This is a genomic window from Streptomyces sp. NPDC002265 (genome assembly GCF_040296125.1).
In the GTDB taxonomy this organism is placed as follows: domain Bacteria; phylum Actinomycetota; class Actinomycetes; order Streptomycetales; family Streptomycetaceae; genus Streptomyces.
On the sequence record NZ_JBEOWS010000345.1, the window covers coordinates 1 to 10,157 of the forward strand.

General features: G+C 69.3%; 9 protein-coding genes. 5 read left to right on the plus strand and 4 right to left on the minus strand.

What is annotated here, in order from left to right:
• Window positions 1-157 precede the first annotated feature (157 nt).
• On the minus strand, window positions 158-607 hold the full coding sequence (locus ABT085_RS38170) for a hypothetical protein (RefSeq protein ID WP_351619018.1): 450 nt from the start codon (window positions 605-607) through the stop codon (window positions 158-160).
• A 379-nt stretch (window positions 608-986) separates the two neighbouring features.
• Here ABT085_RS38170 and ABT085_RS38175 point away from each other — a divergent pair, with 379 nt between their 5' ends.
• Window positions 987-1,184: a hypothetical protein gene (locus tag ABT085_RS38175; RefSeq protein WP_351619021.1), complete on the plus strand. Its 198-nt coding sequence runs from the start codon at window positions 987-989 to the stop codon at window positions 1,182-1,184.
• Between the two features lie 543 nt (window positions 1,185-1,727).
• Window positions 1,728-2,630 (plus strand): NmrA family NAD(P)-binding protein, encoded by a 903-nt coding sequence (locus ABT085_RS38180; protein WP_351619024.1) that lies wholly within the window; start codon window positions 1,728-1,730, stop codon window positions 2,628-2,630.
• 209 nt (window positions 2,631-2,839) lie between these two features.
• Here ABT085_RS38180 and ABT085_RS38185 read toward each other — a convergent pair whose 3' ends face one another.
• On the minus strand, window positions 2,840-3,436 hold the full coding sequence (locus tag ABT085_RS38185) for a TetR/AcrR family transcriptional regulator (protein WP_351619026.1): 597 nt from the start codon (window positions 3,434-3,436) through the stop codon (window positions 2,840-2,842).
• Window positions 3,437-3,620: 184 nt separating this feature from the next.
• Between ABT085_RS38185 and ABT085_RS38190 the strand changes: the two genes are divergently transcribed.
• Both ABT085_RS38190 and ABT085_RS38195 read left to right on the plus strand, forming a co-directional pair.
• The gene (locus ABT085_RS38190; RefSeq protein WP_502982913.1) at window positions 3,621-5,252 is read left to right on the plus strand and encodes an MFS transporter; all 1,632 of its coding nucleotides are present in this window, start codon (window positions 3,621-3,623) and stop codon (window positions 5,250-5,252) included.
• A 69-nt stretch (window positions 5,253-5,321) separates the two neighbouring features.
• Entirely contained in the window at window positions 5,322-5,510 is a 189-nt protein-coding gene (locus tag ABT085_RS38195; RefSeq protein WP_351619029.1) for a hypothetical protein, read from the plus strand.
• A gap of 625 nt (window positions 5,511-6,135) precedes the next feature.
• Here the strand turns inward: ABT085_RS38195 and ABT085_RS38200 are convergent.
• Complete coding sequence (locus ABT085_RS38200; protein WP_351619032.1) at window positions 6,136-7,191, minus strand: aldo/keto reductase; 1,056 nt, start codon at window positions 7,189-7,191, stop codon at window positions 6,136-6,138.
• Between the two features lie 153 nt (window positions 7,192-7,344).
• Window positions 7,345-8,808 (minus strand): MFS transporter, encoded by a 1,464-nt coding sequence (locus ABT085_RS38205; protein WP_351619035.1) that lies wholly within the window; start codon window positions 8,806-8,808, stop codon window positions 7,345-7,347.
• A gap of 228 nt (window positions 8,809-9,036) precedes the next feature.
• On the opposite strand from ABT085_RS38205, the gene ABT085_RS38210 reads away from it, so the two are divergent.
• Window positions 9,037-9,666, plus strand: a complete 630-nt coding sequence (locus ABT085_RS38210; protein ID WP_351619038.1) for a TetR/AcrR family transcriptional regulator — start codon at window positions 9,037-9,039, stop codon at window positions 9,664-9,666.
• Window positions 9,667-10,157 lie beyond the last annotated feature (491 nt).

Below are 10,157 nucleotides of genomic sequence, written 5' to 3' on the forward strand. Positions count from 1 at the left end.
GTCATGGGCGGCCCTTCCCGGTCAGAGTATCAGCGGGGACCGCCTGTCCAGCGGCTCTTTGTCGCCCCGGCCGTAACGGCGACGGCCACCGGCAGGCCCCTGCGGCTGTGAAGGGCCGGGGGCCTGTCTGGTTCCTGCATGATTTCCTGGATGCCGGTCAGGCGTAGGAGTACTTCGCCTCCGAGCATGTCGAGTGCTCCCCCTGCACGATGCACACCCGGACCTGCAGGAGAGTTTCCTCCGGCATGTTGTCCGTCTCCCAGAACGTGCAGTAGCTGTCACCCACCACGCTGTGGCCCCGCGTGGTGGCCATGACGGTCCACGACCCGCCAGTGAACTTCCTCTGGATCTCGATGCCCTTGCCGTCGGCGGCGGTGTCGCACGCCTGGAACGCGTCACCGGGGATGGGGTTGACAACACCCTGCGGGTCGGCGTTGAAGACTCCGTACCCGGTGGGGGTGCCGTCGCGCACCAGGTCGATCTCCCAGCCGTCGCCGTCCGGGTAGTACTTCCAGACGTCGGCCGCCATCGCCGGCCCGTTGGCGGCCAGCACCATCCCGAGCGCCGCGACTACCGCGAGCAGCGCCTTGGTGGCTGATCTGAACATACGCGTCCCCATGTATTGCTCCCTGAATACCCAGCCAGATGATCAACTTCGAGTGATCGGGGAGCGTACATGACAGATGCGACCGCCACCAGGCTGTCGTACGGTGCCACGCAGCCCTTGCGCAGAGGATCCCCTGTGAGGGTCCGGGCTGGCGTGCTGACAGCGACCTGCCGCTCGGTAGGCCTCGCTCATCCAGTGCAGCAGGTGCCGGTCGAGGGCGGTCAGGGCGCCGACGTCGAGGGGACGCGGCGGCAGGGTCTCCTCGTCTTCCCGCACGGTCCCGAAGTGCGGGCTGCCGCCGATGTGAAGGGTCGGCGAGTCAGGCTTGTCGGGCCCGAAGTTCAGACGCGCGAGCGTGCGGCAGACGGACGCAGCGTCCATGACGTCGAAGACCGGATTCGGCGTGATGCCGCTGGAGCGGGAGGCGGCGAAGGCGCCGCTGCCCGGCGTCGTCCGGATCAGACCCGCCGCCAGCCGCGCCAGCGCAGCAGCGGCCGTGCCCGACGACAGCCCGTACGACTGCGCCAGTTTCGCCTGGGACGGAGGCCGCTCCCTGTCCCGGCTGGGTCCCTGTTAGATCGCGATGGCGAGGTCCTTGGCGATCAACTCGGGGGAGTTCCCGGTTGATACGGCCAGGTGCCCACCGTGGCGTGAACCAGCCAACGTAATTGACCGGTGGAGAAGGTTCGGCCGTCGGAGCCCGCCGTGATGGGTCTGTCGGGGGGTCTTCGTCGGGTCGGTGACGCTGACCGCGGGCGCGGTGTCCTTCTTGTGGAATGTCGGGGGGTGGCGGCTGCGGCGCCGTGCCGGTTCTCCTGTGTCTGGGTTCGGGCGGGTCGTGGAACCCCTTACAGGATAGATTGTGTTTGACATCTATCTTGGCCCCTGTTTAGATTTGGTGAAGCATCTATTCGGGGTCGGTGGGGTCACCGAGCGGGTCGGGCGTTGCGCCACCTGCCGCTGTCCCGAGGCGGACGGCCGGAGCCGGCCGTCCGCGGAGCCACTGACGTCGTCGCCGGGATCGGTGGTGATGTCGGCGGGGCCGTCTTGCCGGCGGTTCTGCCGCCGCTCGGGCCGCACCTCAACCTCATTGTTCCGCTTTCTCGAAGGAGTCCGGCCGATGGTCGCCAGCAATCTTGTTCTCATTCCCGGTTCCGGCGGTGTGGGCCGCGCGGTCTTCGAGGATCTGCGTGCCCACGGCGTGTCGGTGCGGTTCATGGTCCGGCGCGAGGACGAGCGGGCGGCCGCGTTGCGGGCGGCCGGCGCCGAGGTCGTCATCGGTGACCTGACCCGGCCCGAGACGGTGGCAGCCGCCTTGCAGGGTGTGGCGCGGATGTATTTCGCGATGGCTGTGTCGCCGGACCACCTGCTCGCGGCGACCGTGGTGGCCTCTGTCGCCAGGGAATACGGGAAGCTGGAGGCGTTGGTCGACCTGTCGCAGATGACGGTGTCGCAGATGACCGCCACCGGCACCGGGGAGTCGCACCAGCAGCGGCTGCACTGGCTGGCCGAGCAGGTCTTCGACTGGTCGGGTCTGTCGGTGGTGCACATCCGGCCGACGGCCTTTTTGGATACTCCGCTGTTCACGATGATGGCGGCGCGGTCCATCCAGGAGAGCGGGACGATTGCTCTGCCGTTCGGTGCGGGGCGTACCTCGCCGGTCGCCGTGGACGACGTCGCCCGCACTGTCGCCACCGTGCTGCGCGCCCCGGCTGCCCACGTCGGGCAGGTCTACGAGCTGACCGGACCCCGCTCGCTCGACATGAACGAACTGGCCGCGGAGTTCTCGCGGGCGCTGGGCCGCCCGGTTTCCTACGTGGATGTGCCCGCGGACAGGTGGGAGGCCCAGCTTCCGAGGATGGGGATGGCGCCGCACCTCGTCCAGCACGTCGCCACAATGGCCCGGCTGCACCGGGAGGACCGCTACCACCGCACTGCCGACGGCGTCCAGCAGGTGACGGGCGCTCCCGCCCGGTCGGTGGAGGAGTTCGTGGCCGCCCGCAAGGACTTCTACCTGGGCTGAACCGCAAGGGCCGGCTCACCACCCCGGTGAGTCGGCCCTGGCGCTTGGTGGCCGGCTTACCGTCCTGGTGAGCCGGCCCTTGCGCTGCATCCGCGGGCAGCCGTCTCCTGCTGTGCGTTCGCCCTGGGGATCCGGAGCTGTCCGGCGGGCCCGGCCGGCGGCGGCGCCGTGCGCGGCGTGGCCGGCCGGCCTGCCCGTGCGGCTCGCGGTCAGTCGGTGTCCTGTGGTGCGGACCCTTGGGTGGTGTCCCCGGTGAGGGCCGTGCGCGCGGCGTGCAGCAGTTCTTCGGAGATCGGGTTGCCCCGGGTGGCGCGGGCGAGGGCGACGGCCCCGACGAGGGTGCACAGCTGGGCCATGCCGTCGTCGTCGCCGGTGGCCAGGCGGGCTGCGCGGTTGCGGATCCCGTCGATGTAGAGGTCGCGGGAGCGGGCGGCCCGGCCGGCCTCGCGCCCCAGGTCGGCGGCGAATCCGGAGACGGGGCAGCCGTCGCCGGGGTGGTCGCGGTGCCAGAGCGAGAGGTAGTCCTCGATCATTTTCTGCCGGGCGGCCTCGTGCTCTTGGGGGGCTTCGTCGGGGCCGGCCGGCGCGCAGTGCGCCTCCTGCCCGGCGAAGGCGTGGGCGATGGCCTCGTCGACCAGGTCGTCCTTCGAGGCGAACTGTTTGTAGAACCCGCCGTGGGTCAGTCCGATGGCCTTCATCAGGTCGGCGACGCTGACCGCGGTGCCTTCCTCGCGGAACATCCGGGAGGCGGTGGCGACGACGCGCTGCCGGTTCTCCTGCGCCTGCGCCCGGGACACACGGCCCATGGAATCACTCTCCTTAAATGGATGTCACTTGCCATCTATCCTAGCTCTCTGTTTAGATTTGCATCAACATCTATTTTGGGCGTCCGGGACTCGGCAACCCAGGCAGAGCCTCTTCCTGCCACGACCCGGCACCGACGCCCTCCGCCAGGCAACCCCCCAAACACCAACAGCCTTGGAGTCCCCCGTGGCATCACCGCCCGCCCCCGCCGAGTCCTCTACGCCGCAGGCACCCGCACCCTCCACGGCGCCCGTCCAGCGGCGTGTCCCCGAGGCGGTCCACCGCCGGCGCTGGGCCATCCTGGCCGTGCTCGCGTGCAGCCTCCTGGTGGTCATGCTGGACAACTCGATCCTCAACGTGGCGACCAAGACGATTGCCCAGCCCGCACCGGTCGGACTCGGCTCCACCCAGAGCCAGCTGGAGTGGGCGGTCAACTCCTACACGCTGGTCTTCGCCGGGCTCCTTTTCACCGCGGGCCTTCTCGGTGACCGCCTGGGCCGCAAGAAGGTGCTGCTCTTCGGCATGGCGGTGTTCGGTGCGGGATCCGTACTCTCCGCGGTGTCGGACTCCTCCGGGCAGCTCATCGCTTTTCGCGCAGTGATGGGCTTCGGAGGTGCGTTCATCCTGCCCGCCACCCTTGCGATCATCATGAACGTCTTCGAGCCCGCGGAGCAGCCCAAGGCCATCGGCATCTGGACCGGCGTTGTCGGCTTCGCCATCGCCGCCGGCCCCATCACCGGCGGCCTCCTGCTCCAGCACTTCTGGTGGGGCTCGGTCTTCCTGGTCAACGTGCCGATCGTGGCCGCCGCGATGACAGCCATGGCAGCGATCGTCCCCGACTCCAAGGACCCCCGGCCCAACAGGCTCGACCCCGTCGGGGTCCTGCTGTCGATCGCCGGTCTGGCACTGCTGGTCTACGGCATCATCAAGGGCGGCCAGCTGGGCGACTTCACCCAGCCCGAAGCCTGGGCGACCATCCTCGCCGGTGTCACGGTCCTGGCCGGCTTCGTGGCCTACGAGGCCCACAGCGACCACCCGGCCCTGGACGTCACCTACTTCCGCAACCGGCGGTTCTCCGCCTCCGTCGCCGCCATCGGCCTGGTCTTCTTCGCCCTCATGGGCGTCACCTTCTTCAGCGTCTTCTACAACCAGAGCGTGCGCGGCTACACCGTCCTGCAGTCCGGCCTCCTGGTGGTGCCACTGGCCGTCTCCCAGATGTTCTTCGCACCGCGGGCCCGGCTGGTCGTCGCCCGCTTCGGCATCCGCGCCGTCTGCGCCGGCGGTCTCGTCCTGACCGCCGTGGCCTTCGTCGGATTCCTGCTGCTCGGCCAGGACACCCCAATCTGGGTGCTGGAAGTGCTGTTCTTCCTGATGGGCACGGGCATGGCCCATGTGATGCCACCCGCCACCGTCATGATCATGTCGTCACTGCCGCGCGAGAAGGCCGGCTCCGGATCCGCCATCAACAACACCTTCAGGCAGGTCGGCGGAGCCATGGGCATCGCCGTCCTGGGGTCACTGCTGTCCACCGCCTACCGCAACGGCATCGACGGCCACTTGGGCGTGCTGCCCGCCTCCGACCGCCACGCGGCAGGCGAATCCGTACAGGCGACCCTCGCCGTCGCCGAGAAGCTGGGACCGGCCGGCCGAGCCCTGATACGGCCCGCACACGACGCCTTCATCCACGCCATGCACATCACCGCCGTAGGCGCGGCGGCTGTCGCCCTGGCCGGCGCGGTCGTCGCCTTGATCTTCCTGCCGGGCAAAGCTGCCGCCCCGGCCGTCGACGGAACCAAGCCCCAGCGCCACACCGCCTGAAGGCAGCTGGTGCCCGCACAGGTGCCGGCACTTCCACTGGACATGATGGAACTTCCAGGTGAGGCGTGCGTGTTCGTCGACGACAGCCGCCATTACCTCCCGCCTGCTGCGGATCTGGGCATGGAAACCATCCTTGCCGAAGATCCCAAGCAGACGGTCTCCCGGCTGGAAGCCCTTCTCGACGTCACGCTGCCCGGAGCGGTCTGCGGTGGGGACCGGCGCGGTGGGGGTAAGACGTGTAGGCCGCCGTGGGTGTAGTGGTAGGGGGTCCGATGACGCCGTAGAGCGGCGCTCTGGGTGAGGAACGCGGTGGGCCGGCCCTTCAGATGGGGGCACTGTTCGGCTGCGGTCCGGGCGTTCCGGACGCACACCTGCGGCTGCGCGGTGCGTACGACCGCGTCCGCGGGCCCCACTTCGTGGGGTCTGGCAAGGAAGAGGTAGCCCGGTTCGTTCGGGCGGGCCGGGCGCAGACCTGGCAGCGCAGTTGTTCCATGGATGCGCGCTGCCGGGAGGGGTGGACCATCCGCCGGCGCGGCCGTCCGGTGGGGAGGTTGTCGGGGCCGATGTTCTGGGAGCAGCGTTTCCACAGCACGCCGCGCAGGTCCCGGTCCCCGCTCTGCTCGTTGCGGTGGGCGAGTTGGGGGTGTCCGTCGGGGCCTTGGGCGCCGTGCAGGGTGGCTAGGAGGTCGGGTGTTCGCCTTCACGGCTGGTGATGGTTGTAGGGCACCAGCCGTGTGGTGCCCGTTTGGCGTGTCGGCGGGACGAGCTGCAGTCGCAGCTGGTCCCGCCGGCCAGTGCGCCGCCGTGGGGTGACGGCGTCGTTGCCGTCTCACGTCGCAGTCTTCGCGCTGCCAAACGGTGAAGCCGCGGGCGACAGGTTCGTTCAGGCGAGGGGGACCGGGGGTTGGTCGACCAGGGAGGCGTCGCCGCCGAGGATGCGGTCGTGGACGCCGACGCTGACGCCGTAGGGAACGCCGAGCGGGATGGCGCTGACCTCGGTCAGACGGGTGTACTGCTCGTCGGTGAGCTGCACGTCCAGGGCGCCGATGTAGTCGTCGAGCTGGCGGGTGTTGCGGGGCCCGATGATCGGGATGTAGGGGGTGGTGGAGCGGGTGCCGCGCTCGCGGAGCCAGGCCACGGAGACCTGGGCGGGCGTGGCGCCGGTCTCCTTGGCGATGTCCAGGACGGTGTCGACGACTGCGGTCTTCTGCGCGTCGGACTCGGTGTGGACCAGGGTCTTCAGGTCGCTGAGGCGGCCCTCGGCGCTGCCGCGGTACTTGCCGGTGAGCAGGCCACCGCCGAGCGGGGACCAGAGGGCCGCGCCCAGGCCGAGGCTCTCGGCCATCGGCAGCAGCTCCCGGTCGGCCGTGCGCTCCACCAGGCTGTACTCGATCTGGATGCCAGCGATCGGGGCCCAGTTCTTCAGCTCGGCCAGGGTGACGGCGCGGGAGACCCGCCAGGCGGGGAAGTTGGACAGCGCGACGTGAAGGATCTTGCCGGAGCTGACCAGGTCGTCCAGGCCACGCAGGATCTCTTCGATGGGGGTCAGGTCGTCCGGGAAGTGGACCCAGTACAGGTCGATGTAGTCGGTGTCGAGGCGCTTCAGGCTGGCGTCCACCGAGTGGATCATGTTCTTGCGGCTGTTGCCGGTCTTGGAGATGTCCACCTGCGGTGTCGAGGCGACGCTGAACTTGCTGGCGACGACGAAGTGGTCGCGGTCGGCCGCGATGAACTGGGAGAGGATCTTCTCCGACTCGCCGAACTGGTAGTTGTCTGCGGTGTCGAGGAAGTTGCCGCCGGCCTCGGCGAACCTGTCGAACATGCGGCGGGACTCGTCGACGTCGGCGCCGGCTCCCCAGCCGGTGCCGAAGTTGCCGGTGCCGAGGGCGTACTGGGAAACGCGGAGTCCGGTCCGGTGTCCGAAGGTGGTGTAACGCATCAGGTCTCCTTGATGTGCGCGATTCAGAAGGTTATGTCGCTATTGCCTAGGTTTTTGCAGGTGTAGGTACGGTTCGGTCAAATGGCTCCGGCGGGATTGGTGGGTTGCTGGTTGTGCCCACGGGGTGAGCGGGCGCCGCGGCTGCTGCTGGGGCTAGCGGGCCGTGACGGTTTTGGGGTGGCGACGGGGCGTGAGGCCCAGGGCGGCGAGGCCGCTGGCGGCCATGGCGCCGGCCGAGATCCACCAGGCGAGGGAGAAGGTGCGGGCGGGTCCTGCGGATCCGGCGTCCGCGAGGATGACGACCAGGACGCTGACGCCGAGCACGGTGCCGACCTGGCCGGCCATGGAGACGATCGCACTGCCGGTAGCGCCCCGGTCCTGGGGCAGGCCGGAGGTGGCGGAGGAGATCATCGTGGGGAGCGCGAGACCGACGCCGACGCCGGCGACGAGCCAGCCGGGCAGGATGTCGGTGGCGTAGTTCAGGGAGCTGCTCGCATTCAGGGCGACCCAGGCGGTGCCGAGGGCGACCAGTACGGAGCCCATGGCGGCGACGACGCCGACCCGTACGCGCCGGGCCAGACGCTGGCCGAGTGAGGCGGCGACGAAAACCATGGCCGGGCCGGGGGCGACGCCGAGTCCTGTCTCGATCGCCGACCAGTGCCAGACCTGCTGCAGCCACAAGGTGACGCCGAGCAGCTGGACGGCGAAGGCGGCGTAGAAGAGCAGGGTGGCGATGTTGGCCCAGGCGAAGCCGCGGTCGCGCAGCAGGCTCAGGTCCACCACGGGCACCGCGTGGCGCTTCGAGCGCACCAGGCACAGGATGAGTGCGGCCGCGGCGGTCGCGAAGCTGCCGATCGTCGATCCGGAGCACCAGTCCCACTCGGGGGCCTGAACCAGGCCCAGTGCCAGCGCGCCGATCGCGACCACCAGGAGCGCTCCGCCGAGCAGGTCGGGCAGGCGGGTGTCGGTGCTCCGGCGTCCGGCGGGCAGCAGCCGCACCGCCATGACCAGGGCGATGATGCCGATCGGCAGGTTCAGCAGGAAGATCCACTGCCAGGCGACCTGGACGAGCAGGCCGCCGACGACGGGGCCGGCTGCCGCGGCCAGCGAGCCGCTGGCCGCCCAGATCTGTATATAGCGGGTGATCTTCGCTGGCGGGGCCGTGGTGAGCACGAGGCCGAGGCTCGCGGGGGTCAGGACGGCGGCGCCGGCTGCCTGCAGGAAGCGGAAAGCGACGAGCGCCCACAGGTTGTCGCTGAGGGCGGCCCCCAGGCTGGCCACGGTGAAGATGCCGAGGCCGAGCAGGAATCCGCTCTTGTGGCCGTAACGATCGGCCAGACGGCCCGCCGGGACCAGCAGCGCGGCGTAGACGATCGCGTAGCCGTTGAGGATCCAGCTCAGCTTGGACAGCGATGTCTCCCCGACGCCCTGGCCGATTGGAGTCAGGGCGACGTTGACGACGAAGGCGTCAAGCGCGGACAGGAACACCGACGTGGCCAGCACGGCCAGCACGAGTCCTGGATGCGGCTTGCGCCGCCCGGCGTGAGGAGCCTCGGGGGCGTGGGCCCGCACCGCGGCGGTATGGCCTACGGCGGAATCCACAGGGGATTGGGACATGGATCTTTCTCCGGAACAGGGCACGGGAGGGCGCCGGCCGAACTCGACGGTGAGCTGGGGTGGAGGCGCGAGGGGTCTGCCCGCGAACGGCACGACCCGGTATCTGCGGCGTCGTAGGGGCGGGAGGAAAGGGTCCTCACCCGCCCTTAACCAAACCGATCGGTTTCCTTACGCTTTCGACCGTAGCAGGAGGATCCAGCTATGTAAAACGATCGGTATCATTAAGCTATGAGCGATGAAGTACCCCCCGTGCGCCGACGCCGCGGCCGTGGCGCCCGGGAACGGATCCTCAAGGCGGCCACCGAGCTGTTCACCGCCCAAGGGGTCAACGCCACCGGCATGGAGCAGCTGACCACGGCCGCCCACGTGTCCAAGCGCACCCTGTACACGCACTTCGCCAGCAAGGACGACCTCGTCCACGCCTACCTGAGCCAGCTCCAGGACGGCCTGCTGCCGGCCGAGACCTTCGCTGAGGAGGCGTGCGCGGATCCCCGTCGGCAGCTGCTTGCGATCTTCGACTGGGATCCGCGCACCTCCGACGGCCCGCTGCGCGGCTGCCCCTTCCTCAACGCCGCCGTCGAGGTGCCCGACCCCGACCACCCCGTCCATCAACTCGCGGCCGCGTACAAGACCGAATTCACCCGCCGTCTCACCGCCATCGCCCAGCAGGCTGGTGCCCGCAACCCCGAAGAGCTCGGCGAGCAGCTCGCCCTGCTCTACGACGGCGCCGCAGCCCGCAGCATGGCCTTCAACCACATCGGTGCCGGAGTGCACGCCCGCACCATCGCCGCCAAACTCATCGACGAAGCCGTCGCCGCTGCTCCCGAGTCACCCACCGGAACGGCGACAACAGCCTGAGCAGGCGCTCGAGCACCATCCAAGGTCAGAAGGCCATCCGGGCCGAACAGCACCAGGGACCGCTGTCAGGGGGCCTCGGCGCAAGTTCCGGCTCGGTTCCTCCAACGACCGGCAGGGACCTCGGTCTGCTGGAAAGCGCCAGGCTCGCGAACTGCTGAGAGGTCGGCCCCTGTCGGCGGGCTGGGGACATGAAATCCTGGCTGGGTGCGGTGCCGCCGGGCGGGGCGCGGTCTTGGTGAAGGGATCGCGTCCCCGGATCCACCTTGGGCCTCCGCCCAGCGGCGTATGAGGAGGAGCCGGTCTGACCTGAGGGATCACAGTCCCGGAACGGCGGCAGGCTTCCCCCTCACACAGCGGGCCCTTGCACTTCCGTAGTTGGGCTCACCGCTGAGCTATTAGGGTCCGTCTTCAAAGATCATCGGATAGTGGATCATGGTGGGGTGATACGTCGCCATGAACTCACCGATCTGGAGTGGGAGTTGCTCGCTCCG